Below are 22,209 nucleotides of genomic sequence, written 5' to 3'. Positions count from 1 at the left end.
GTCGACTGGCGATTGCAACAATGATCGCCCACACCAAACAGGACTTACCGCATCCCATCAAAATGATAGAACAGGAAGGAGAAAAAACCCTCCCCAAACATGTTTTGCTTCATTAATGGCAAGATGAGCTATTAGAAATATTATAGAAATAACGCAAAATCATCATAAAGCAGCAAGTTACATGATGATTCGAAGCGTCGGATAATAAATGTCGGCGCATTGCTCCAGCAGCATAGCCCCGCCCGCCGTCAACAATTTCCGACCATCTTTGGGCCATTCCCGCCAATCGGACCCGGGCGAGCGGTAAGAATGCTGCAGCGCACACGGGCTCACCCCCGCGGCAAGCCCGGCACAAGTAAAATAGCGTTCATGGAGCTATATGGGTGATAGGGACGACCAGAATGCGACTGTCTATATTGATTAGAGGCCATAACTTTCTTGAAAAGGATCGTTTCGGCCTGCCGATGGACGGGCGGGACAACGCCACGTCCTTGCTTGAGAACGTGATCGCGCCTATCCGCGCCAGGAACCCGGATGCGATCGTCTATCTGGCGACATATGAAAGCCCGGCGCTTGCCGAGCTGCAGGAAAAATTCGCGCCATGCGAACTGATCCTGCTCGACCCCAACGGCAGCTCGCAGGCCGAGACCTACAAGGAAGCGCTGAAGCACGTCTTCGAGAAGACCGAATACGACGCGCTTGTCGTCGTCCGCTTCGATCTGGCTTTCAAGAAGCCGTTCGACGCCTGGAACCTGAAGATCGACATCAACAGCATCCACTTCACCTGGAGAGAGTATCGCGACTATTGGCGCGATCACCGCCGCGTCGGCGATGCAATCCACGTGATCGGCAAGGCCGCCATTCCAGCCTTCCATAACGCGCTGATCATGAACCAGCTGGCCGGCCGCGGCCACCTGCACATGATGTACTATTACCTCCGCACGATGCACGACAATCTGAAGTTCATCGAGGACGGTTACTTCGACACCAACACGCTGTTCGCCAACCCGGAATGCGTCAATCCGCTCTATACGGTCTTCAACCGTCCGCGGCTGACCAGCATGGCCGGCAGCACCGGAATGGTTCTGCACGAAATCCGCGCGGAATAACAAGCAAGCAGTCAAACAAGAACGCCCGCATCGAGATCATCGATGCGGGCGTTCTGCTTTATAGGACTGCCTTGAAAGTATAGCGCCCGCGAAACCATCCGCGAACTCCCTCCTCCAGGTAGATCAGACGAGATACTTGTCGTTCTTGGCGCTCGGGATCTTCACGACCGTCACCGTCGCATCGGTCAGCGCCTCGAACTGGTTGACCTTGCCGGGCTCGATATCGATGATGCTTCCCGCTTCCCACACCTGGTCGATCATCCGCACCGTCCCGGAGACGACGAGCGTGATCTCGCGGGCGATCTTGTGGTAGTGCGCCGCATCCTTGTCGCCGGCCACGTAATGCTTCACGCCGACCTCGAACGCATCCGTCTTGACGACGGTTGGGTCGAAATCACCGATGAACCAGCCGCCGATCATGTCGTTGAGGGTGAGTGGCTTATCGCTCATTTGTCACCTTCGGTCACGGACAGCTCGATCAGCTGGCGATCCGACTTGATGGGATGGAAGTCCTTGGCGTTGATCGGGAAGATCCCGATCTTCTTCCCCTCGAGCACCATCTCGTTATAGACGGGGCAGACATAGAACATGTTGTTGTGCCGGGCGTCCTTGCGGATCGCGTTCTTCGCCGCGCGCACGAAGTCCCGTCCCTGCCGGAAATAGTAGAAGCCGGCCGTCGCGTTGTCGCTGATCGGATGCTTCTCGGCCGCCTCGACCACCATGTTCTGCTCGTCGAGCCGGACGAAGGAGTAGCGCGGATGCACCGACTTGAAGGTCATCGTGCCGCCGTCGAGCTCGCGCTCCACGAAGTTCTGGATCACGCCGTCGAAGGGAACCGTCAGGAATTCGTCGCCGTTGAGGATCAGCAGCGGCTGGTCGTTGTCGATATAACCGGCGGCGAGCAGCGCCGTGCAGGCGGCTCCCTCCGTGCCGTCCTCGACCGAGACCACCGCGGCCTCCGGCGATAGCAGGCGCACGACCTCGTCGAGGTGGTAGCGCGCCAGATCCTTCTTCTGCATCGCCACGATAATGCGGTGGCCGGGGATCTTGGCGCATTCGGCCAGCTGCCGCTGCACCAGGGGTACGCCGTTGATTTCCACCAGCGCGGTCGGATAGGCTTCCATCGCCTGGATGCGAGGCTCGCCGGCTATCAGGATCAGAATATTCATCGCAAGCTCATCAACCGTGGATTTTTCGAATGGTCTCGGTGATCGCAGGATAGTTCACATCCGCGATATCGTTCACCACCATGACATGCGCGCCGGAACCCTTGGCCGCCTTGATACCGTTTTCGTTGTCCTCGACGATCAGGCATTCCTCGGGCGTCAGGCCCATCATGGTGATCGCCTTCACATAGATTTCCGGGCTCGGCTTGCCGTGCTTGACGTCTTCATTGCTGAGCTGGAACTCGAGGTAACCGTCGAGTGCTGCCCTCGACATCATCAGCGACACCGTGCTCTTGATCGAGTTCGACGCCACGGCGAGCCGGTATCCGTCCTCCCGCAGCCGCGCCAGCGCGTATTCCTGCTTGAAGGTCGGCTTGCACTTGGTATGGATCATCTCGGTCGTGTAGAGCTGCTTCATCTCGTTGATGAAGCCGTGCAGCGCCTCGGGAAGCCCGCGCGTCGTCGTCAGGATCTCGAGCTTGCGCCGTGTCGGCAGGCCGTCGAAGATCGTCAAGTGCTCGTGCAGCGGAATGGTGTATCCGAAGAGCTCGAGCGCCCGGTTGAGCGCCTCATAGTGCCATTCGCGTGCGTCGATCAGCACGCCGTCCATGTCGAAGATAATCGCCTTAAGCGTGGTCATGCTGCGTCCCGGCCTGTCAAAATCAGTTGCGCGCGCTCCGGAAAGTCGGTGCAGACGGAAAGCCCGTCCCGCTCGTTGAGCCCCGAAGACACCAGCCACTGGAGAAATGGTTCATATTCGTCGTGGCGACCGTGAAGATCCGGCGCCACCAGCGTGGCCGACTTGCCGTCGGCGAGAATGCGCTCGATCAGCGCCGCGTCATACCAGCGCCCCGGCAGGAAGTTGTCGATCCACACGCCGGTCACGCCAGGGTCGTCGTAAAGCGAGGCCTCGCGCTCATACTCGCTGAGACGCGTGAAGGAGACCATCTTGCGCTTCACGCCCTGGATGAGATCGGGAACCGATGCATCGAACAGGAAATAGTTGCTGTAGCCTTCGCTCGACAGAACCTCCGCCAGCATGTCTTGCAGGCCATCGGCCTTGATGTTCAGCGCCAGCAGCGGCGAGCCGTGTTGCTTGGCGATCCTGAGCAGTTCGGCAAAGGAGATCTCTCCCCCGCGCGGAATGTCGTGCGAGATGACGATCGAAGGCGCGCCGTCCGCCTGGCTGTCGCGCACATCGGTCTCCGTGCCGAAGCCGAGCGAGAAGGAACGAACGAAGGCCTCGACCGAGTTCTTCTCCTCAGGCGTCTTCCAGTAGCCGCGATGGCTCAGAACCTCGATCATAGGGAGGCACCCAGCGAACGCGTCACATCGACGGACAAGGGCAGGCTCTGGAAATGGGTGAGGTCCTCCGGAACGCCGAGACCGTACATCCCCGCATCCACCGAGCCGATCGAATAGGCGCCGATCTTCGAGCCGTCCTCGATCATGAAATTATAGACCGGCGCCACGTAGAACTCGCCATTGACGCGGAAGTCGCGCTCGATCATCCGGTCCGCATAGGAAACGAAGTCCGAGCCCTTGCGGAAATTGTAGATCCCGACGGTCGCGTGTTCGGAAATCACCTGCTTCTCGACGACGTTGTCGATATAGCCATCGGCGCCGAAGGAAACGAAGCTCCACTTCGGGTCATCCGCCGTCATGGTCATGATCATCCCGTCGAGATCGTCCATGGCCCGAAGATAATCGTCGATATCGACGTCGATATACTGGTCGCAATTGGCGATCATCATCGGCTGATCGTTGTCGATCTCGTCGCGGGCAAGCAGCACCGTGCAGGCAGCACCTTCGGTCACCTGCTCGACGAGAAAGATCTCGCAGCCCGGCGCCCAGGCGCGCAGGTTCTCGCCCAGCCCATGCCCCCTGACATGCGCGGCCTGGCAGATGAAGATGAAGCGATGCTCGATGGACGGGCGAAGATTTTCGATCACCAGCCGGATCATCGGCACGCCGTGCACAGGCAGAAGTGGCTTGGGGAGAGTATAGCCGGCCTTGGCGAAGCGGCTTCCATGCCCTGCCATTGGTACGACGATGTTCAACATTGCGTATATCCCGAATTGTATCAGCTTACACCGTGAGGCGACCCATAGCGGTCGAAGCTGGCGTCACGCTGTCCCAGATGGGCCGGATGCCCGGCTGAGCAAAGAAACTTGCCCGAAATGAAACGACCCGCGCGGATCACTCCGCGCGGGTCGTTTCATGTATTTTTATTCAGTGTCTGCCAGACGCATGCGGGAAATATTTCACGAGCTTCCGGCTTGCTTGAAGACGATCTCAGGATTTCTTCGTGAAGACGCCGAGATTGATCAGCTGTACCCGCCGGTTGTTCGATCCCGTTGTATCCGTGCCCGGGATCGGCATGTATTCGCCGACGCCGACCGCATAGAGCCGCTGCGGATCGACCGCGAAGGTCGTGGACAGGGCCTCCTTGATGGCGGCCGCCCTCTGCTCGCTGAGATCGAGATTGTGTTTCTCGTCGCCCGTCGAGCTCGAGTGCCCGACCACCAGGAACTTATAGTCCCAGAGGTTCGGGTGGTGCAGCGCGTCGGCAAGCAGGCCAAGCGTGCGGTAGGAACTCGGCTGGATCGCAACGGAATCATTCTCGAAATTGATCTCGACCACCATCTGCGGCAGCTTGGCGATACGCTTCCAGTTCGGCAGCTCCGACATCTGCTTGCTGCCGCCGCTGATCGCCTCCTGCCGCAGGATTTCGAGATCGATGGCTGGCGCAGCGGAGGTCAGCTTGCCGAGCCCCTTGACGATGCGCTCCTGCGACACTTCCTGCGCGGATGCCAGGGCAGGAACGAGGATCGCCGCCGCGACAATGACTGCTTTCGAAAGAACCCGCTTCATCGTCTCATCTCCATCCGGCATTGGTGATCGTCTGATTGCATTCGTCGCTGACGCGCGGCTGTTTCTTGATCAGGCAGGCAAGCACGAAGCCATCGCCCTTGATGCCGTTGCAGCTCTTCGACATGTCGCGCTGGCAGACGCGCTCATAGGCCGTCTGTGCCTGTTCGCGCGTCGTGATCGATTGGAAGACGGTGCCGAGCGAAGCCTTGCAGCTCGGCGAAACCTTGGCCGCGTTTTGCTGCAGGCAGTCGGCGATGCGGCCGCTGCCGAGGTTCAGTCCCTTGCACAGTTTCTGGATGTCGGTGCCGCAATCGCTCGCGAGCTTCGTCACCGCATCCGCGTAGCTCAAGGTCTGCGCGGACGCTCCCCAGGCAAGGCCCATGGAGACACACGCAACGGCCGTTATCAGAATCCCTCGTCTTGATCTTTTCATCCTATCCGTCCCTGACTGGTCACATCGACGGGCGGGACGATGGCATGATGTCGCGCGAATGGAGCGTATATTACCGTAACGCACATCGGCCCCGGCGGGCCGCAATTGAAGCCGTCACGTGATCGTAAGGAGGCCCGGATCGATCTCGACGGCCAGCATTTGAAGCCTTTTCCGAGCCATTCCAGGCCGCAGCCGTAACATACCGTATCTTACAGCCACCCCCGCGTATCATACTGCCTTCGCTTCTCCATCCGCCCTATCATCCCCTGAGGATGAACTTGGAGGACGTAGAGATGACATCGACGCAGACATCCGCACCCCATTCCATGGCCAGCGCCGAAGAACTGCGCAAACGCGCCCTTGAACTCCAGATCGCCGAAATGGAGCGCGACGAGAAGATCAAGGCGCGAGAAGCTGAAAAGCATGCCGAGTTCGTCGAGGACTTCTTCCGCAAGCATATCGACGAGAAGGAACGCGCGATGATCAAGCGCCTCGTCATGAAGGCCGCGGCGGATGGCAAGTACGAAGCGATGATCTACAGCTTCCCCTCGAGCTTCTGCGACGACGGCGGCCGCGCCATCAACAACAGCCTTCCAGGATGGCAGAAGACGCTTCAGGGGAAGGCGAAAGAGCTTCTCGACCTGTTCGAACAGCTGGCGAAGCCCCAAGGCTATGGCCTGAAGGCCATGATCATCGACTTCCCAGGTGGCATGCCCGGCGATGTCGGCCTGTTCCTGACCTGGGAACCCCCGGTCAAATAGAGCCCCGGGAGGGGCAGCAGGAGCGCATCGATTTCACGGGTGGCGGTTGTTTCGGACAACCGCCACCCGATGCGTTTGAGCCTATTCGGACACGACCGACCAGTTGTTATCGGGATTGAAGGTCTTGATCGCCGCCGCCTTCTTCTCCGTCTCCGGCCCGAGGTCGCGCTGGTAGATCACGCTCATGCCATTGGCGATGAATGTCTGCACACCTGTCTCCCTGTACTTGACCGGCCAGGCGATCACCGCGAAGCCCGCCGTCATGTGACCGTTGACGATGTAGCTCTGCTTGCCGCCAAGCACGTTGTCGCCCTGCCCGGTCAGTATCCGGTAGCGATATCCGAAATAGCCTTCGCCGCGCTTGGCCTTGCCGAAGGCGGCGGTCTCGATCAGCGGACCGGCCGGGCTATCTTCGTCGCCGGGGGCCGCCTGCCAGTACAGACCGTCCCGCTTGCCGGGCGAGCTGATCAGCTTCTGCGCATACTCGTAGATGCCAGAACCAGTCCGATCTTCCGAGGCATAGATGTGCTGGGCAATCACGAAATTATGGATGGTCTCGATCGTCGCGAGCTCGTTCTCGCCGATACGGCGGTTGACGATCTCCTCCAGTCCGGTGCGCGTGTCGAACGTCCACTTGTCGTCGGCGCCCTTTGTCAGTGGAAACGGCAGCGGCCAGAGCCTGTCGCCGATGGCGACGACCTTGCGCCCATCGAGATCCTCAAGCTTCATCAGCCGCGACGCGCCCTCGCGGATCAGCGCATAGCTGACCATGGCCGCGTTGTTGTCCTTGAGCTTGTCGGCCTTCAGCCCGAGCAGTTCCGCAAGCCCGTTCAGATCGTTCGCCGCAAGCACCGCCTTCAGCTTGTCGAGCGCCATGTCAGGCGTGTCGAAGGACGGTTGCGGCGCCTTGCCGATGTACGCCGACAGGCCAGTCTGCGCCATGGACGAACTTGCGAACGTCAAGGGCAGGACCACACCAACCAGCAAACGCATCAACTTCAGTCGCAATGCCATGGTTGCCTCCATTGGCTCTGGAAACCCGGTCAGATCCTATCGTCTTCCGCCGCCGCCACCGCCGCGCCGTGGCGGCGGACGCGAATGACCGCCACCGCCACGTCCGGCTCCACCGGCATAAGACCTCGGCGCCGGGCGGCTCTGCGCCCGCGGCGCGCCGCGATGGCCGCCGCCCATGCTCTGGCCGCCACGCTGGGACGCGATCGCTTCGCGCCGGCCGGATGATTGCGGGTTGCCGAGCGCATTGGGCCGTGAGCGGTTGTCCGGCCTCGCCGCCATCTTCGGTGCGCCGGAATTCTTCTTCACATTGCCCTTCGACGGACGATTGGCGCCGGCATTGCCGGGACGCGCATCCGGCCGCGATGCATTCGCGGGACGGTTCCCGGCATTCGGCCGGTCCGCCGGTCTGTTGGCAATGCCCGGCTTGCCGTTGGCCTTCAAGCCGTTGACGGTTCCCTTGCGGATATCGTCGGCGCGGGCCGCCGCGTTGCGTCCGCCTGCCCCGATATCCGCCCGGCGATCGCCGACCTGGTTCTTCAGCTGGTTGCGCTTGTCGCCCTCAAGGCCGGACTTGATCGCCGTGCGATCCAGGTTGGCGAACTGGCTCTTGTCGATGCTGAGCTTGCTGCGGTCGACCTTCGTCCAGTCGACATCATTCCACTTGACCTTGCCGTTGAAATTCCGGTCGTTGAAGCAATTGTTGCAATCGATATCGACGTCGCCGTTCCACCGGCCGCCCCAGACACCCCAATCGTCCCAGTTGACGATCGCCGCCCAGGCGACGCCGGTGACAGCACCCGCGAAGAACGCGGCGCCCGGATAATAATAGTTGTCGTAGGAACTTGGATAATAGGAGATCGGCTCGGCCGCGTAGCCGGGCTCGTAGAGCATCTGCGGCTCGTATTGCGGGATATAGACCTTCTGAGGATCGGTCGGGCGGATCACCACGTTGTTGTTTTCGGTGACGACGGTTACCTTGTCGTCCGTCTTGATGATGTTCTTCGCCACCGCCTCGTCGCGCAGCTGCTGGATGGCAACGAGCACATCCTTCTGCTGGTTGGTCAGCGCATCGCCGAGCTTTTGCGTCCAGTCGAGATCGTCGCTCATCATCTTTACGATGTCGGGGTAGTTGAGCAGCGAGATGACGCTGCCGTCCCAATCGTCCTTGGGCTTGAGATCGGCGTTCTTTTTCTTGGAGTCCAGGAAGCGCTGCGCCTCGATGATCTGCAGCGGGAAAAGCGACGCCGCCGAAATCGCGGCGACCAGCTCGTCCGGATAGAGCGCGATGCGGGCGACTAGTACCTCCAGCTCATCCTCGGACAAGAGGTCGGTCGCGGCAGCAGGCGCGGCAGGCGCCGGCGCGGCAGCGGGAGCCGCCGTTTGCGCGAACACGAAGGATGGCTCCTGCATGGAGATGAGCGCCAGCGCCGTCAAACCAGTTGTCAGGCCAGCGGTTAGTCTGAACGATCTTGATTTCATGACGCGTCGACCTTTCCGTGCAAATGGCGATGAATGCTGCTCTTGGCGCGCTCCATGTCCGAGCACTCAGGAGCGCTTGAGCGATACGACGTTCGATTGCGACAGCGCCTCGCTGATTTCGGTAAGAAGCGCCTTCTCCAGTTCCTTGTATTCCTGCCGACGCGCCTCCCGCTCCGTGCGCGGAAGATCGTCGAGGTGGGTCAGCGTCTCCAGTATCACCGCGAGGTCCTCGCACATGCTGCGGAACGTTTCGCTCACTTGGTAGAGGTGCCGGACCCTCTTGGCCTTCTCAGGGAAATGGACCTCGGCGACGGCGAGAGCGGACAGTCGCGGTACATTGCTTTCTCTCCAGCTCATCGCACACCCCACCGCCGATCTCCCCCCAGGAAGACCAGCTGATTATAGGGTGGTTGAGCGCGGGCGCAGACGTAAGATACGCGAAGATACGCGGCATCCGCGATCCGTGCGGTTGACGATTGATGGACGCGGACCACGTCAATTCGCGCGCCAAGGTCGACGATCGGCGATGTCTCGCATGGCAGCGAAAAGCCCTTCGCCCGTCCTCGATCCGATAGATGTTACGTGATGCTACGGGCATCGCCGCCCACGCAGGTCTATTGTTTTTGCGTATTCCCCGCACCCGCTGAGGTCGACCATTCGTTGTCGAAAGGCAAAAACCGTGTTCCTCGACTATTTCGCACTGGGCGTTCTGTTCTTCGTCGTGATCACGCTGTTCTACGCGGTGATCGCGATCCACGACATCCCGCACCTGATGGCAAAGGCCAGAAACCATCCGCATCAGGATGCGATCCATGTTGCGGGATGGGTGAGCCTGTTCACCCTCCACGCCATCTGGCCGTTCCTGTTCATCTGGGCAACGATCTACCGCGAGGACCGCGGCTGGGGCATTCGCAGCGATGGGAAACTGTCGCCGGCGCAGGAGGCCAACGCTGAAATCGCACGCCTGCATGCGCGCATCGCGGAACTCGAAGGCCAGTCGGAAGGCCAGACATCGGAGAGGGAGAACGCCTGATGGACCTGCTTCTCATACTGACCTACGCGGCGCTCTGCTACGCGATCTTCAAGATCTTCCGCATCCCGGTGAACCAGTGGACGCTGGCGACATCGGTGCTCGGCGGCATCTTCCTGATCGGGACGCTGCTGCTTTTGATGAGCTACAATCATCCCTACACCAGCGACGCCCGCATCTACTTCACTTCGGCGCCCGTCATCCCGACGGTCGGCGGCCAGGTGATCGAGGTGCCGGTCACGCCCAATGCGCCGCTCAAGAAGGGCGACGTCCTCTTCCGCATCGATCCCCGCCCCTATCAATTCACGGTCGACCAGAAGACGGCGGCGCTCGCCGAGGCCAAGCAGACGGTGCTGCAATTGAAAGCAGCACTCGACGCCGCCAACGCGGCCGTCACCGGCGCCGAAGCCTCCAGGGATCGTTCGCTGCAGGCCTTCGAGAAATTCCAGGCCTCCAACGAAAACGCCAAGTCGAGCGGTCGTGGCGCCGTCTACTCCGAACTCGAAGTCGAAAACCGCAGGGGCCTCTACCTGACGGCCGAGGCCGCGGTCGATACCGCCCGCGCCCAGGCCACGCAGGCAAAACTGGCTTATGAATCGGAAATCAACGGCACGAACCCCACCGTCGCCCGCCTGCAGGCCGAGCTTGCCAACGCTGAATACGAGCTCGATCAGACGACGGTCCGCGCCCCCAGCGACGGCTACGTCACCCAGGTCTTCCTCCGCCCTGGCATGATGGCGAACCCGCTGCCGCTGCGCCCGGTCATGGTCTTCATCGACAGCCAGGACCAGATGCTGGGCGCCGCCTTCATCCAGAACTCGCTGCAGCGCGTCAACGTCGGCGACGATGCCGAGGTGGCCTTCAAGGCCGTCCCCGGCAAAATCTTCAAGGCCCGCGTGCAGGGGATCATCGACGTGATGGCGCAAGGCCAGCTGCAACCATCAGGCGCGCTGATCGACCCGCAATCGCCCGAACGCGCCGCGCCCGGCCAGACGATCGCCAGCATCGAGCTCCTCGAGAGCACCGAGGGCTACCAGCTACCCGGCGGTGTCGTCGCCGAGGTCGCCGTCTACACCCATCACTGGCACCACGTCGCGGTCTTGAGAAAGGTGCTGCTCAGAATGAGCAGCTGGATGAACTACGTCTTCCTGGAACACTGAGGGGAGAAGGCCGGTCCCGCTCTTATGGGTGGGGCCGGCACGAACATGGGAATGCCGATGACGAAGTGATAAGGAGCCCGCGGTGATAGGCAGTCTTCCGATGTTGCGAGGCTTGAGCGGTTTCAGCAGGGATTGGCTGAAGAGCGATATCCCGGCCGGGTTGTCGATCGCGGCCGTCGGCCTGCCGAGCGCCATCGCCTATCCCGCCATTGCCGGCCTACCGCCGGAGACGGGCATCTATGCCAGCATCGTCGCGCCGATCGCCTATGCGATCTTCGGCCCCTCGCGGCTCCTCGTCGTCGGCCCCGATGCGGCTACCATGACGGTGCTCGCGGCGGCCATGGGAACGATCGTCGCCGCCTACCCCGCCGGCACGCCGGTCGATCGGGTCGCCATCGCGGCGGCACTCGCGCTCGGCGTCGGCATCTGCTGCATCGCCGCCAAGCTGCTGCGCCTCGGCGTTCTCGCAAGCTTCCTCTCGCGCCCCATTCTCGTCGGCTTCTTCGCCGGCGTGTCTCTGTCGATCCTCGTCGGCCAGATCGGTCGCTTCACCGGCGTGAGGATCGAATCCGACGGGCTCATCCCGCCGCTGGTCGAGATCGCCGGCAAGAGCGGCTTGATCCATTGGCCCTCGCTGGTTCTCGGCCTTGCGATGTTCGCGCTGCTGTGGCTCGTCCGGGCCTTCCAATTGAAGATCCCTGGCCCGGTGCTGGTCGTCGTCCTCTCGGTGGTACTTTCGGCCATCTTCGATTTTCAGGGGCGCGGCATCGCCGTCGTCGGCGACATACCGAGCGGCCTGCCAAGCTTCTCGCTGCCCGCGCTCCACCAGATGCCACTCGACAAGATCATACTCGGCTCCGCCGCGATCTTTCTGGTGAGCTTCGGCGCGGGCATCGTGGCGGCCCGCAGCTTCGGCTCGCGCACCGGCGAAGAGGTCGATGCGAACCAGGAGCTGATAGGCCTCGGCGCGGCCAACATCGCGCCGGGGCTGTTCGGCTCGTTTCCGATCAGCGTTTCGGATTCCCGCACGGCAATCAACCTGTCGACCGGCGGCGTCTCGCAGGCGGCCGGCCTCGTCTCGGCGGCAACGCTGATCGCGGCCCTCGTCTTCCTGCACAGCGCGCTGCGCATCCTTCCCATTCCGGCGCTGGCCGCGATCCTCGCCATGGCGGCGATCAGCCTCATCGACGTCCACGAACTACGCAAGATCTGGCGCATCAGCCGCATGGAGTTCATCTTCGCGCTGATCGCCATGTGGGGCGCCATCAGCTTCGGCGTGCTCAACGGCGTCATCGTCGCGGTCGCCGCCACGCTGGTCTATCTGCTGCGCCAGACGATGTTTCCGCGCGACGGCCTGCTCGGCCGCATCGAAGGCCGACACGGCTTCTTCGACCTTGCCCGCCACCCCGACGCGCGCCCTGTCGACGGCGCCGCCGTCTTCGCCGTCCAGGGCAGCATTCTCTTCTACAACGCCGATTACATCAGAAACCGCCTGACCTCGGTGGCGCGCAATCTGCCCGCCGAGACCCGCTGCCTCGTCCTCGATGCCAGCGCGATCACCCATATCGACAGCACGGGCGCCACCGCGCTCGAGGCCGTGGCCGAGATCCTCGCCAAGCGAAGCATCACCTTCGCCATCGCCGATCTCAGCGAGGAGAGCCGCGGCATTCTGAGCCGCGCCGGCGTCATCAGGACGATCGGCCCGGACAACATCTTCAACGGCAGGGAAGAAGCGCTGCGCGCGCTGATCGGAAATTACGACCAGCCGGACGCGAGGTCGGCAGACAGCACGGTTTGAGAGCACGGAGGGAGAACCATGGACGAGATACTGGAAACCAAGGGCCACGACCCGGAGCCATCGGCAAAATCCAACGGCAAGGACAAGAAGAAAAAGAAGGCGTGGGATTACGACAAGCAGATCGCCCGCCTGCAGGTGGAGCTGGCGCATCTCCAGGCGTGGGTCAAGAAATCGGGCGCCCGGGTGGTCATCGTCTTCGAAGGCCGCGATGCCGCCGGCAAGGGCGGCATGATCAAGCGGATCACCGAGAAGGTTAGCCCGCGCGTCTTCCGCGTCATCGCGCTGCCCGCCCCCACCGAACGCGAGAAATCGCAAATCTACATGCAGCGCTACATCAACTACCTGCCGGCGGCCGGCGAAGTCGTGATCTTCGACCGCAGCTGGTACAACCGCGCCGGCGTCGATCGCGTCATGGGGTTCTGCAGCGAGAAGAAGGTGCAGCGCTTCCTCGAGCTCGCGCCGCGCTTCGAGGCGGCGATCGTCGAAAGTGGCGTGACGCTGCTCAAATACTTCCTGACCGTCAGCGAGGAGGAGCAGGAGCGCCGCTTCCGGCGCCGCATCGACGATCCCGTCCGGCAGTGGAAGCTCAGCCCGATGGATGTCGAGTCCTACCAGCGCTGGTGGGACTATACCCGCGCCTATGACGAGATGCTCCGGATGACCGACAGCAACCACGCCCCGTGGTGGATCGTGCCCTCGGACGACAAGAAGCGCGCGCGGATCAACTGCATCTCGCACATTCTGCAGTCCATCCCCTACGAGCGCATCAAGTTCGAGGAGCCCGATCTCGGCAAGCGCCAGAAGCGGCCATCGGACTTCATCGAGGACGGCAGTGTCCGCCACGTCGTGCCCGACACGACGCAGTAACCAGACGCGCAAGGGGGCTCGCGGCGCGGGTTATGACGATGGACCAGACGAACGACGTGGGCATGGCGGCGAAGGACGCCGGACAGATCTCGATCGAGGCAAGGGTCAGCGACCTTGTCCGCCTTGGGATCATCGGCCTTTTCGCCTATTGGACGGTGCTTCTCATCGCGCCCTTCGCGCTGATCGTCGTCTGGTCGGCCATCCTTGCCGTCGCGCTCTACCCGATGTTCAACGCGCTCTCGCGCCTGATCGGCAACCGGCCGGTGATTGCCGCGACGGTCATCGTCGTCGCCTGCCTCGTGCTGATCATCGCGCCCGTGGCGCTTGTGGCGGTCAACTTCGCCGACGCGGTGGAAGGGCTGGTCGGCAAGCTCCAGGCGGAGAGCTTCGCGCTGCCGGCAGCACCCGAAAGCATTCGCGCATGGCCCGTCATCGGCGAACGCCTCTATGCCGGCTGGAACAAGGTGGCGGGCGATCTCGCCTCCAACATCATCGAGTATCAAAAGCCGATCCTGCATGTGATGGGCATCGTGGTCGCCAAGCTCGCCTCGATCAGCGGCGGCGTGCTGAGCTTCGTCGCCTCCGTCATCCTCTCCGGCTTCTTCCTCACGCAGTCGACGCGGCTCGCCGAAACCATCCAGGTTCTGGCAAGCCGTATCGCCGGAGACCGAGGCGTCGGCTTCGCGAAGCTCGCGGGAACGACGGTCAGGAATGTCTCGCGCGGCGTCATCGGCGTTGCCTTCCTGCAGACGCTGATGTGCGGCCTGTGCTTCGCCTTCTTCGATCTGCCCGCGCGGGGCGCGCTGACCTTCATCATCTTCATGCTCTGCGTGATGCAGCTGGGCCCGGGGCTGGTCCTCGTACCGGCGATCATCTGGGGCTGGCTCTCATGGCCGACATCGGTCGCCCTGGCGCTGACCGTCGTGGCGGTGCCGATCATGCTGGTCGACAACGTCCTGAAGCCGATCCTGATGGCGAAGGGTCTCTCGACGCCGATGCTGGTGATCCTGATCGGCGTTATCGGCGGCACGCTATCCTATGGGCTGCTGGGCCTGTTTCTCGGGCCGATCGTGCTCAGCGTGTTCTACGAACTGCTGCGCGCCTGGGCCTGGCCACCACGCGAAATCACGGAAACAAAGCCGCCTATGCCCGTTGATTGAGCAAGGACGCAGGATGGCAGAACGATCTCACCCCTGAGATCTGAGCCCGCCGGAGCAATAGAGGATAACCTCCTGCTCAATCTCATGACACAGCTCGGAATATTCCGCGATCAGGCTCTCCTTCAGCGGCAGCTCGCTGCGAAACCGGTCGAGCGCGTCTGCAGCCAATGCGTAGGACTCGAACATGTCCCCGAGCGCTTCCGTGGGCACGCCTGCCAGCACATGCCGAAGATCCGGCAGTCTGAGCATCAGCCTCCTCCGTCCGCGCTCCCGGTTCATGGCTTACCTCCGCATTCGCTACTCCTTGTACGAATCCTGGAGGGTGTCGGATTGTTCCGCGATGCAACAAATATCGCTTTTTATCGACTAACAGCCATGATGATGCAGGCAGGCACTGGATTACTCCGGCAGTGCGGTCTGCCGGAAGAAGGTGACGATCGCCTCGTCGGGCACGCCGAACCATGTCGTGAAGAGGTCCACGAAATCGGCCGACGCATAAGTCTGGCTGAGCGCGCGATCGACAGCGAGCCGGAAGTCTTCGTCACCACGCGCCAGTTCCAGCCCCAGCGGCTCATAGGTGAAATGCCGCCTCAGCACCACGAGATTGCCGGCATTGTCGCTGCGGGCGGCCGCATCCATCAGGAGCGGCATGTCGCCGAAGAGTGCTGCCGAACTGCCGTCGACGACACGCTCGATACCGATCGCATAGCTTTCCACCGGCACCGATGTCGCCGCCAGCTGGAAGGTCTTGATCCGGTCAGCCAGCCAGCGCTCGCTGGTCGTGCCCGCGATCGACGAGAAGGTCTTGTGCTCGAGGATGGTACGAGCAGGAGAGCCGCGCCAGATCGGCCGGCTGGTGGGCTGCCCATAGGCCAGCACCTCGGTCAACGCCAGCGGTGCGCTCTTGCTCAGGACCACGCCCGTGCCGCTCGGAAAGATCGGCAGCGAGAAAGACACCTCGGCGCGACGAGTGAGCGTGATCGGCTCGGCCCCGCAGACGAGATCCACCGTCCCATCCTTTATCGCCGGCTCCCGCCCCTTGTCCGTCAGCGGCACCCATTCGACATTCAGCTGCGGCAGGTTCAGCGCCGTCTTCAGGCTGTCGGCGATCTTGCCGCACAGCGCGACCGCGTAGCCGCCGGGTGCCGCCTGCTCGGTCTTGAACGAGAATGGCCGAGCATCCGGCTCATAACCGAGCTTCAGCGAACTGCTCGTCTTGATCCGGTCGAGCGTCTGCGCTTCGGCGGACGACAGCGCCGTAGAGGCGGCCGCGCCGGCGAGGATCGACGCGGTCAGCAATGTCTTCAAGCGCTTCTTCTGTTGCATGACACATCCTCCCCGGAACTATTCTGCCGCCGCGACACGGTTCAGGCCGCTGGCAAAGCGCGGCGCGATCCGGCCGTAGATGATAAAGCTGATACCCGTCACCAGCATGCCGCCAAGCACCGCGTCCTTGCCCGAGGCATAGATCGCGAACACGCTGTAGAGCATGCCGAGCGTGGCGATGATGGAGTTCAGCCGGTACTTCGCCGGCGGCACGCCCGCCTTCTTCATCATCACGAAGAGAGCCGAAAGCGCCACGATATAGGGCAGCACGTTGGTGACGACCGCGAGATTGACGAGCGCGGAAAACTGCTCGTTGAGCGTCGGCGAGATCGTCATCAGGGCAAGCCCCGTCTGCACGATGCCGAGGATGATCATGCCCTGGACCGGCGCGCCCATCTGGTTCACCCGAGAGAAGATCGCCGGGAACATCCGCTCCTGCGCCGCCGTGCGCGCCGTCTGCGCGATGGTGAACTGCCAGCCGAGCAGCGACCCGACACAGGCAAGCACCGCGAGCGCCATGATGATCGAGCCGATCGTCGGATTGAACATGGTCGCATAGGCAAGCGCGAAGGGACCGGTCGAGGCCGCGAGATCGGCATTCGGCACGATGCCCTGGATCACGGTCGTCGACAGGATGTAGATGACGGCGGCGCCGAGCGTGCCGAACATGCAGGCAAGCGGCACGTCACGCTTCGGATTTTCGACGGCATCGGAATTCTGCGCCGCGGACTCCATGCCGAGGAAAGCCCAGAGCGTCAGCGAGATGCTGGATCCCATCCCCTGCGCCAGCGTCAGCCCCTTCGGGTTCCAGGCAGCACCAAACGTGCTCGAACTGAACCAGAACCAGCCGATGATCGAGAGCAATCCGACAGGGATGATGACGCCCCACACGGTGATCGACCCGATCCGCCCGGTGATGCGTGGGCCGCCGAAATTGGCGGCCGTGGTGATCCACAGGAGAGCGATCAGCGCGACACAGGTCATGACCGGCGTCGAGGTCAGCATCGGAAAGAAACCGGCGAGATAGCCCACCGCCGAGATGCCGATCGCGACATTGCCGATCGCCAGCGACAGGAAATACAGGAAGAAAACCAGGAAATAGCCATCCTTGCCGTAGGCATCCTCTGCATAGGCAGACATGCCGCCGGGGCGCTGGTTGAACAGTCCGGCCTGCGCGAAACCGTAGGCGATCGCCATCGAACCGAGCGCGGTAACGATCCAGGAGAGCAGCGAGATGGCGCCGACCTGCGCCATGTTCGCCGGCAGCATGATGATGCCAGACCCCATCATGTTGACGGCAACGATGAAGGTCAGCTGCATCAGGTTCATCTTCTTCTTGGCCGTGGTATCGGCCGCAGCATGCATTGTGTGATCGGTCATGATGGCACTCTCCCCTCGCCCTACTCGCGCACGACATATGTGTGGAACTTGATGCGCCCATCGATCCGTTCCTGGAACACGCCCTGGACTTCGTAGTTGAAGCCCGGGAAGCGGTTGAAGGACTCCTCGAAGGCCAGGAAATAATCGCGCATCGGCCGCGCCCTTTCGTCCCAGCGCTCTCCGGGCACGATCACGCCGATGCCGGGCGGATAGATCAGCGCCAGCGTCGCCGAGATGCGCCCGGCGGCTTCCGACAGCGGCACGTAGTCGACATTGTTGGCGACCAGCGCCTCATAGGCCTGCTTCGACGAGATCGCCGGCTCCGGAAAGCTCTCCGAGCGGAAGCACAGGCGCTGCAGCTCCTTTACGCCGGCAGAGCGGTAGAAGTTGTGCATCTCCTTGCAGACCTGCCGCACCGTATAGCCCTGATAGCGCTCGCGATTGGCGGCAAAGACCGTCGGCAACACATCCTGCAGCGGCGCGTCGCGATCCCACAGGTTCTTGAACTTCACCAGCTTGGCGACCAGCGTGTTGAGCTTGCTCTCGTCTTCGGCCGGCGTCAGCAGGAAGAGCAGGCTGTTCAGATCGCACTTCTCCGGCACGACGCGCTGCTCGCGCAGATAATTGGCAACGACAGTCGCCGGGATGCCGAACTCGCGATACTCGCCCGTCTTCCGGTCGATACCCGGCGTCAACAGCGTGAGCTTGTTGGGATCGACCATCGTGTAGCCGGGCGCGTAACCGGCATAGCCATGCCACGTCGCCTCGGGGTCGAACCGCCAGCACTGCTGCTCGCGCTTCAACACATCGGTCGGCACGTCCTCCCAGCGGATGCCCGCAAGATCGCCCGTATGTTTCGAGCCGGTGACGGAGATCTTGTCCGGCACGAAGGGATCGAAGAACCATTGCTCCTCGGCGCTTGTCGCCTTGCTCTCGTAATGCTGGACGAAGCCGCGCAGCTTCTTGCGCACCTCGATGCCGAGACCGATGCAGCGGTCCCAGAGCATCTCGCCGGCCTTGCCTTCGTGCACCTTCGCATTGACGTCGAGCGAGGCGAACAGCGGATAGAAGGGCGATGTCGAGACATGCATCAGCAGCGATTCATTGAAGCGCTTGTGCTCGATGAAGCGACGCTGGTCGCTGATATGTTCGTCGCGCTTGTGGATCTGCGACGCCTGCGAAAAGCCCGCCCCCTGCTTGTGCACCGACTGCGTCGAAAACAGGCCGGGCATGTCGGGCTTGAGGTCCTTGAGCCGCATCGGGCTATGGCCCTCGAACAGCGGATGGAACGCGTTGTAGCCGATCCAGGCTTCGTCCCAGAGCACGTAGTCGCAGAGATGGCCGATCTTCTCCATCACCTGGCGGACATTGTAGATCGTGCCGTCATAGGTGGCGAGCTGGATGCAGGCGAGCCGGAAGGGCCGCTCGGCATTGGCTCGGCTCTTGTCAGCAAGAAGCGGATGGGCCGCGATCTGCTGGCGCAGCCAGCCCTCGTCCCACGCCGCCCAATCGACGGCGCCGATCATGCCGAAGGAATTGCGCGCCGTCGGCAGATAGATCGGGATAGCCCCCGCCTGCACGAGCGCGCCCTGGTGCAGCGACTTGTGATTGTTGCGATCGAACAGCACGAGATCGCCGGCGCGCAGCACCGCGTTGGTCACCACCTTGTTGGAGGTGCTGGTCCCGTTCAGGATGAAATAGGTGCGATCCGCCCCGAAGATCCGCGCCGCCTGCTTCTGCGCCTCGACGGCGGGGCCTTCATGGATCAGCAGGTCGCCAAGATCGACGTCGGCGTTGCACAGATCATTGCGGAAGATGCTTTCGCCGAAATACTTGAAGAACAGCTGGCCGGCCGGAGACTTGCGATAGAACTGCCCGCCCTGGTGGCCAGGGCAATCGAAGGCGATATTGGCCTCGCCGTCATAGGCCATCATGCCCCCGAAGAACGGCGGCAGCAGCGACTTGCCGTAGTTGATCAGGCTGGAGACGATCTGCTTGGCGTAGAAGGCCGGCGTCTGCTGGCCGAGATAGACGAAGCCATCCACCTCGCCCGCCATCTCCACGACATCCATGTCCGAGATGCTGAGCGTATCCGCCATCGCCCAGACCGGCGTGCGGAAACCCGCCTCGCGCAGCGAGCGGAGAAAGCCGCGCGCATAGGGAAGCAACCCGCCTTCCACGGAGCCGATATAGGCGCCCACCGACGCGTCTTCCGAAACGTCGGCCGTGTAGTCATCGCGGAGTTCGACCTCGAAATTGTCGGCGGCGAGCTGCGACAGCAGCTCCTGCACTTGGCGGTTGTCGCGATCGACGACGGCGACGATCTTCAGCATCTTGTTGAACTGTATCGCAACCGTCGGGGATTTCACGTCGCGCGGGATCATTGGACCGCCCCCTCCGCCACACAATCGACGAGGTAGCGGCGCCCGTTGCTGCCGGCCTCGAAGCGCAGGCCGTGAATATCGGTCTCGAAGCCCGGGAACTTGCGGTCGAAGTCGCGAGCGTAAAGCAGGTAATCCTGGATGGACTTCGTCGTTTCGGTGATCCGCTCGCCGGGCATGATCAGCGGGATGCCCGGCGGATAGGGAACGATCATCACCGCCAGGATGCGGTTCATCAGATTGTCGATCTCGACGCTCTCGATCCGTCCCTTGACGAGATGGTCGTAGGCATCGGCCGGCCGCAGCGCCATCTCGGGCAGCACCGTATACATCTCGCGCTGCGCCTTCGGCACGTCGTCCTTGCGGTAGATGGCGTGGATCTGCTCGCAGAGATCGCGCAGGCCCATATTGCCGTAAGCCTCCGGATGAGCGGCGGCCAGCGCCGGCAGTGCGCGCGTCAATGGCGCGTTGCTGTCGTAGAGATCCTTGAAATTGATGAGCTCGGTGACGAGCGTGCTCCACTTGCCGCGCGTGATCCCCATCGAGAACAGCACGAGGAAGGAGTAGAGCCCGGTCTTCTCGATCTCGATCCGGCGTGAGGAGAGGAACTTGGTGATGACGGCCGCCGGTATCCCGTGCTCCTGCATCGTCCCATCCGCCGAAAGCCCCGGCGACAGGATGGTGACCTTGATCGGATCGACCATCACATGGTTTTCGGCAAGCCCGGCAAAGCCGTGCCAGGCGTCGCCGGGCTTCAGCACCCACTCCGCATGCGTATCGCTTGGCGTCTCCTCGGCGATCGTGGGCTCCCACACGTCGAACCACCAGCTCTGCCCCATCTGGGCGCGCACCGCGTTCATCGCCCGGCGGAAGCTGATCGCCTCGTCGATCGTCTCCTGCACCAGCGCGCGGCCGGCCGGCTGCTCCATCATCGCCGCAGCGACATCGCAGGACGCGATGATGCCGTATTGCGGCGAGGTCGAGGTGTGCATCATGAAGGCTTCGTTGAAGCGCGTGACGTCGAGCTTCTTGTTCTCGGCGTGCTGGATATGGATCATCGACGCCTGCGAGAAGGCGGCGAGAAGCTTGTGCGTCGAATGCGTGGCGAAGGTGATGGCATTTTGCGAGCGCGCCGGCTGCGTCGACGAGATGCCGTGGAAGCCGTCGTAGAACTCGTGGAAGTTCGCGTAGGCGTACCAGGCCTCGTCGAAGTGCAGCACCTCGACGGAATCCTTCAGCGACACCTTGATGGCGTCGACATTGTAGCAAAGGCCGTCATAGGTGGAGTTGGTGATCACCATCAGCCGGACCTTGCCGCTCGTCTCGCCTGCGAATGGGCTGGCCGCTATCTTCTTTGCAATCGCCTCTGGCGTGAACTGATCCTTGGAGATCGGCCCGATGATGCCGAGCCCGTTACGCGAGGGGATGAGATAGATCGGCGTCGCGCCGGTCATGATCAGCGAATGCAGGATCGACTTGTGGCAGTTGCGGTCGCAGAGCACGAGATCACCGCGCCCCACCATGCCGTGCCAGATGATCTTGTTGGCCGTCGAGGTGCCGCCGACGACGAACAGCGTCTCATCCGTGCCGAAGATGCGCGCCGCGTTGCGCTCCCCCTCGGCGATCGGCCCGACATGATCCAGAAGCGACCCGACGCTGCCGACCGAGACCGAGATATCCGACCGCAACGTGTTCTCGCCGAAGAAGGTGTAGAAGAGCTGCCCGACCGGGCTCTTGCGGAAGGCGACGCCGCCGCCGTGGCCTGGCGTATGCCAGGAATACGCCCCCTCCAGCGTGTAATCCATCAGCGCCTTGAACATCGGCGGCGGCAGTCGGTCGAGATAATTGCGCGCCGCCTGCACGATGGCGCGCGCCATGAACTCGGCGGAATCCTCAAAGAGCCGCAGGAAGGCGTTGGCGTGGCGCAGCACGCTGGCCGGCACGTCTTCGGCCGTGGTGTCATCGCCGAACAGGAAGATCGGAAGCCGGTCGTTCTTGCGGCGCTTGGCGCTTAGAACCTCTTCCAGCACCTGCCAGCGCGACGCCTTGTCCTCCGTCCCGTCGACGGAAACCAGCCAGGCGGACTCCGTGTTGAAGATATGCACCAGCCGCCGCGCATCCTCGTAAGCGACGCCGGAGACGACACGAAAACCCTCCGCCTCGATGGCGGCCGCCAGATCGCGCACCCCGCGGCCGGCAGCACTCTTGCCGTCGAAATCCTCATCGATGACTGCGATCGGAAATGACTTGTGGAATTCCATGCGCCCCTCC

At 62.4% G+C, this 22,209-nt stretch carries 22 protein-coding genes; 7 read left to right on the top strand and 15 right to left on the bottom strand.

From position 1 onward, the window contains the following. Positions 1-401 precede the first annotated feature (401 nt). The gene (locus AC1DOG_RS18640; protein WP_477930116.1) at positions 402-1,109 is read left to right on the top strand and encodes a hypothetical protein; all 708 of its coding nucleotides are present in this window, start codon (positions 402-404) and stop codon (positions 1,107-1,109) included. Positions 1,110-1,232: 123 nt separating this feature from the next. On the opposite strand, the gene AC1DOG_RS18635 is transcribed toward AC1DOG_RS18640, so the two are convergent. The 7 genes from AC1DOG_RS18635 to AC1DOG_RS18605 all read right to left on the bottom strand — a co-directional run bounded on the left by AC1DOG_RS18635 (position 1,233) and on the right by AC1DOG_RS18605 (position 5,582). Further along, positions 1,233-1,559 (bottom strand): cupin domain-containing protein, encoded by a 327-nt coding sequence (locus AC1DOG_RS18635; RefSeq protein WP_112980746.1) that lies wholly within the window; start codon positions 1,557-1,559, stop codon positions 1,233-1,235. Further along, positions 1,556-2,278, bottom strand: coding sequence for a glycosyltransferase family 2 protein (locus AC1DOG_RS18630; protein WP_018896998.1), 723 nt, complete (start codon positions 2,276-2,278; stop codon positions 1,556-1,558). The genes AC1DOG_RS18635 and AC1DOG_RS18630 overlap by 4 nt, the downstream gene beginning before the upstream one ends. Positions 2,279-2,288: 10 nt before the next feature. Beyond that, the gene (locus tag AC1DOG_RS18625; RefSeq protein ID WP_018896997.1) at positions 2,289-2,915 is read right to left on the bottom strand and encodes an HAD family hydrolase; all 627 of its coding nucleotides are present in this window, start codon (positions 2,913-2,915) and stop codon (positions 2,289-2,291) included. Then, entirely contained in the window at positions 2,912-3,580 is a 669-nt protein-coding gene (locus AC1DOG_RS18620) for a PI-PLC domain-containing protein (protein WP_477930112.1), read from the bottom strand. The genes AC1DOG_RS18625 and AC1DOG_RS18620 overlap by 4 nt, the downstream gene beginning before the upstream one ends. Next, positions 3,577-4,338: a glycosyltransferase family 2 protein gene (locus AC1DOG_RS18615; protein WP_477930110.1), complete on the bottom strand. Its 762-nt coding sequence runs from the start codon at positions 4,336-4,338 to the stop codon at positions 3,577-3,579. The genes AC1DOG_RS18620 and AC1DOG_RS18615 overlap by 4 nt, the downstream gene beginning before the upstream one ends. A 232-nt stretch (positions 4,339-4,570) precedes the next feature. Continuing rightward, positions 4,571-5,149: an OmpA family protein gene (locus tag AC1DOG_RS18610; RefSeq protein ID WP_477930108.1), complete on the bottom strand. Its 579-nt coding sequence runs from the start codon at positions 5,147-5,149 to the stop codon at positions 4,571-4,573. A 4-nt stretch (positions 5,150-5,153) separates the two neighbouring features. After that, a complete protein-coding gene (locus AC1DOG_RS18605) occupies positions 5,154-5,582 on the bottom strand; it encodes a hypothetical protein (protein WP_113199440.1) in 429 nt (142 codons plus the stop codon). Positions 5,583-5,908: 326 nt separating this feature from the next. On the opposite strand from AC1DOG_RS18605, the gene AC1DOG_RS18600 reads away from it, so the two are divergent. Further along, on the top strand, positions 5,909-6,343 hold the full coding sequence (locus tag AC1DOG_RS18600) for a hypothetical protein (protein ID WP_402928721.1): 435 nt from the start codon (positions 5,909-5,911) through the stop codon (positions 6,341-6,343). Positions 6,344-6,424: 81 nt separating this feature from the next. Here the strand turns inward: AC1DOG_RS18600 and AC1DOG_RS18595 are convergent, their stop codons facing one another. The 3 genes from AC1DOG_RS18595 to AC1DOG_RS18585 all read right to left on the bottom strand — a co-directional run bounded on the left by AC1DOG_RS18595 (position 6,425) and on the right by AC1DOG_RS18585 (position 9,193). Beyond that, on the bottom strand, positions 6,425-7,357 hold the full coding sequence (locus tag AC1DOG_RS18595; protein WP_477930106.1) for a DUF2950 domain-containing protein: 933 nt from the start codon (positions 7,355-7,357) through the stop codon (positions 6,425-6,427). A 36-nt stretch (positions 7,358-7,393) separates the two neighbouring features. Continuing rightward, entirely contained in the window at positions 7,394-8,836 is a 1,443-nt protein-coding gene (locus tag AC1DOG_RS18590; protein ID WP_477930104.1) for a DUF3300 domain-containing protein, read from the bottom strand. A gap of 66 nt (positions 8,837-8,902) precedes the next feature. Continuing rightward, positions 8,903-9,193, bottom strand: a complete 291-nt coding sequence (locus tag AC1DOG_RS18585; protein ID WP_477930102.1) for a hypothetical protein — start codon at positions 9,191-9,193, stop codon at positions 8,903-8,905. 322 nt (positions 9,194-9,515) lie between these two features. On the opposite strand from AC1DOG_RS18585, the gene AC1DOG_RS18580 reads away from it, so the two are divergent. The 5 genes from AC1DOG_RS18580 to AC1DOG_RS18560 all read left to right on the top strand — a co-directional run bounded on the left by AC1DOG_RS18580 (position 9,516) and on the right by AC1DOG_RS18560 (position 14,851). Beyond that, positions 9,516-9,869 (top strand): DUF3302 domain-containing protein, encoded by a 354-nt coding sequence (locus AC1DOG_RS18580; protein ID WP_018896912.1) that lies wholly within the window; start codon positions 9,516-9,518, stop codon positions 9,867-9,869. Then, positions 9,869-11,026: an HlyD family secretion protein gene (locus tag AC1DOG_RS18575; protein ID WP_047514040.1), complete on the top strand. Its 1,158-nt coding sequence runs from the start codon at positions 9,869-9,871 to the stop codon at positions 11,024-11,026. The genes AC1DOG_RS18580 and AC1DOG_RS18575 overlap by 1 nt, the downstream gene beginning before the upstream one ends. A gap of 82 nt (positions 11,027-11,108) precedes the next feature. After that, a complete protein-coding gene (locus tag AC1DOG_RS18570; protein ID WP_477930099.1) occupies positions 11,109-12,824 on the top strand; it encodes a SulP family inorganic anion transporter in 1,716 nt (571 codons plus the stop codon). An 18-nt stretch (positions 12,825-12,842) separates the two neighbouring features. Then, positions 12,843-13,691 carry a polyphosphate kinase 2 gene (ppk2, locus tag AC1DOG_RS18565; protein ID WP_047514045.1) on the top strand — a complete coding sequence of 283 codons (849 nt, stop codon included), beginning with the start codon at positions 12,843-12,845 and terminating at the stop codon, positions 13,689-13,691. Between the two features lie 38 nt (positions 13,692-13,729). Then, positions 13,730-14,851 carry an AI-2E family transporter gene (locus tag AC1DOG_RS18560; protein ID WP_477930097.1) on the top strand — a complete coding sequence of 374 codons (1,122 nt, stop codon included), beginning with the start codon at positions 13,730-13,732 and terminating at the stop codon, positions 14,849-14,851. A 27-nt stretch (positions 14,852-14,878) separates the two neighbouring features. Here the strand turns inward: AC1DOG_RS18560 and AC1DOG_RS18555 are convergent, their stop codons facing one another. The 5 genes from AC1DOG_RS18555 to AC1DOG_RS18535 all read right to left on the bottom strand — a co-directional run bounded on the left by AC1DOG_RS18555 (position 14,879) and on the right by AC1DOG_RS18535 (position 22,199). Then, complete coding sequence (locus AC1DOG_RS18555) at positions 14,879-15,130, bottom strand: hypothetical protein (RefSeq protein ID WP_477930095.1); 252 nt, start codon at positions 15,128-15,130, stop codon at positions 14,879-14,881. A 120-nt stretch (positions 15,131-15,250) separates the two neighbouring features. After that, a complete protein-coding gene (locus tag AC1DOG_RS18550) occupies positions 15,251-16,177 on the bottom strand; it encodes an amino acid ABC transporter substrate-binding protein (protein ID WP_477930093.1) in 927 nt (308 codons plus the stop codon). An 18-nt stretch (positions 16,178-16,195) separates the two neighbouring features. Then, positions 16,196-17,557, bottom strand: a complete 1,362-nt coding sequence (gene potE, locus AC1DOG_RS18545) for a putrescine-ornithine antiporter (RefSeq protein ID WP_477930091.1) — start codon at positions 17,555-17,557, stop codon at positions 16,196-16,198. A 20-nt stretch (positions 17,558-17,577) separates the two neighbouring features. Continuing rightward, positions 17,578-19,941: an ornithine decarboxylase gene (gene speC / locus AC1DOG_RS18540; RefSeq protein ID WP_477930089.1), complete on the bottom strand. Its 2,364-nt coding sequence runs from the start codon at positions 19,939-19,941 to the stop codon at positions 17,578-17,580. Further along, the gene (locus tag AC1DOG_RS18535; protein ID WP_477930087.1) at positions 19,938-22,199 is read right to left on the bottom strand and encodes an Orn/Lys/Arg family decarboxylase; all 2,262 of its coding nucleotides are present in this window, start codon (positions 22,197-22,199) and stop codon (positions 19,938-19,940) included. The genes speC and AC1DOG_RS18535 overlap by 4 nt, the downstream gene beginning before the upstream one ends. Positions 22,200-22,209: the final 10 nt, after the last annotated feature.

It is taken from the genome of Rhizobium sp. 01N48, assembly GCF_056399145.1.
Note: the sequence above shows the minus strand (reverse complement) of the source record. Positions and strands in the feature narration are given on the sequence as shown.

Excerpts from the sequence above, each read along its gene's own strand:
- AC1DOG_RS18625 (WP_018896997.1), bottom strand. The coding sequence starts at position 2,915 with ATGACCACGCTTAAGGCGATTATCTTCGACATGGACGGCGTGCTGATC.
- potE (WP_477930091.1), bottom strand. The coding sequence starts at position 17,557 with ATGACCGATCACACAATGCATGCTGCGGCCGATACCACGGCCAAGAAG.
- AC1DOG_RS18535 (WP_477930087.1), bottom strand. The coding sequence starts at position 22,199 with ATGGAATTCCACAAGTCATTTCCGATCGCAGTCATCGATGAGGATTTC.
- AC1DOG_RS18555 (WP_477930095.1), bottom strand. The coding sequence starts at position 15,130 with ATGAACCGGGAGCGCGGACGGAGGAGGCTGATGCTCAGACTGCCGGAT.
- AC1DOG_RS18590 (WP_477930104.1), bottom strand. The coding sequence starts at position 8,836 with ATGAAATCAAGATCGTTCAGACTAACCGCTGGCCTGACAACTGGTTTG.
- AC1DOG_RS18575 (WP_047514040.1), top strand. The coding sequence starts at position 9,869 with ATGGACCTGCTTCTCATACTGACCTACGCGGCGCTCTGCTACGCGATC.
- speC (WP_477930089.1), bottom strand. The coding sequence starts at position 19,941 with ATGATCCCGCGCGACGTGAAATCCCCGACGGTTGCGATACAGTTCAAC.
- AC1DOG_RS18585 (WP_477930102.1), bottom strand. The coding sequence starts at position 9,193 with ATGAGCTGGAGAGAAAGCAATGTACCGCGACTGTCCGCTCTCGCCGTC.
- AC1DOG_RS18620 (WP_477930112.1), bottom strand. The coding sequence starts at position 3,580 with ATGATCGAGGTTCTGAGCCATCGCGGCTACTGGAAGACGCCTGAGGAG.
- AC1DOG_RS18605 (WP_113199440.1), bottom strand. The coding sequence starts at position 5,582 with ATGAAAAGATCAAGACGAGGGATTCTGATAACGGCCGTTGCGTGTGTC.
- AC1DOG_RS18600 (WP_402928721.1), top strand. The coding sequence starts at position 5,909 with ATGGCCAGCGCCGAAGAACTGCGCAAACGCGCCCTTGAACTCCAGATC.
- ppk2 (WP_047514045.1), top strand. The coding sequence starts at position 12,843 with ATGGACGAGATACTGGAAACCAAGGGCCACGACCCGGAGCCATCGGCA.
- AC1DOG_RS18595 (WP_477930106.1), bottom strand. The coding sequence starts at position 7,357 with ATGGCATTGCGACTGAAGTTGATGCGTTTGCTGGTTGGTGTGGTCCTG.
- AC1DOG_RS18630 (WP_018896998.1), bottom strand. The coding sequence starts at position 2,278 with ATGAATATTCTGATCCTGATAGCCGGCGAGCCTCGCATCCAGGCGATG.
- AC1DOG_RS18560 (WP_477930097.1), top strand. The coding sequence starts at position 13,730 with ATGGACCAGACGAACGACGTGGGCATGGCGGCGAAGGACGCCGGACAG.
- AC1DOG_RS18610 (WP_477930108.1), bottom strand. The coding sequence starts at position 5,149 with ATGAAGCGGGTTCTTTCGAAAGCAGTCATTGTCGCGGCGGCGATCCTC.
- AC1DOG_RS18615 (WP_477930110.1), bottom strand. The coding sequence starts at position 4,338 with ATGTTGAACATCGTCGTACCAATGGCAGGGCATGGAAGCCGCTTCGCC.
- AC1DOG_RS18640 (WP_477930116.1), top strand. The coding sequence starts at position 402 with ATGCGACTGTCTATATTGATTAGAGGCCATAACTTTCTTGAAAAGGAT.
- AC1DOG_RS18550 (WP_477930093.1), bottom strand. The coding sequence starts at position 16,177 with ATGCAACAGAAGAAGCGCTTGAAGACATTGCTGACCGCGTCGATCCTC.
- AC1DOG_RS18635 (WP_112980746.1), bottom strand. The coding sequence starts at position 1,559 with ATGAGCGATAAGCCACTCACCCTCAACGACATGATCGGCGGCTGGTTC.